Raw genomic sequence first — 630 nt, forward strand, 5'->3', positions numbered from 1 at the left:
GGGCCTGGCCACGTTCGGCGGCGCGCGCCGGCGCTTCGAGCTGCGGGGGGAGGCCGGCGGCGTGCGCGTCGTCGACGACTACTCCCACCACCCCACCGAGGTGGCGGTGCTGCTGCGGGCGGCGCGGGAGGTGGCCGGTGCGGGGCGGGTGCTTGTGGTGTTCCAGCCGCACCTGGTGAGCCGCACCCGCGCGTTCGCCGCGGACTTCGGCCGCGCGCTGGCGCTGGCCGACGAGGTGGTGGTCCTCGACGTCTACGTGGCCCGGGAGGACCCGGACCCGGCGGTGACCGGTGCCCTGGTGGCCGCCGGCGTGCCGCTGCCGGCGGGTGCGGTCGCGTTCGAGCCCGATGCGGGTGCGGCGGTGGCGCGGCTGGCGGCCCGGGCCCGTCCCGGGGACCTGGTGCTGACCGTCGGCGCCGGTGACGTGACCGAGCTCGGTCCGCGGGTGCTGGCCGCGCTCCGAGAACGCGCGTGACCCGCCGCCCCACGCCGCCGCGGCCGAGGTCGCGACCCGCGGCCGGCGCCCCGGTGGACGTCCCGGTGGACGTGCCGGTGGGTGGCGTCCCGGTGGGCGACGTCCCCGCGGTGGGCGACCCGGCGTCCCCCGGGGGTGCGGCGCGTCCCGCGGCG

Annotated in this window: 1 protein-coding gene; it reads left to right on the forward strand. The window is 80.6% G+C overall.

Annotated elements, in window-relative coordinates; all coding sequences use genetic code 11:
- A partial coding sequence (locus ABEB16_RS22085) for a glutamate ligase domain-containing protein (protein WP_345714311.1) occupies positions 1-475 on the forward strand: 475 nt, incomplete at its 5' end.
- Between the last annotated feature and the right edge of the window lie 155 nt (positions 476-630).

It is taken from the genome of Kineococcus glutinatus, assembly GCF_039542765.1.
Classification (GTDB): Bacteria; Actinomycetota; Actinomycetes; order Actinomycetales; family Kineococcaceae; genus Kineococcus_A; species Kineococcus_A glutinatus.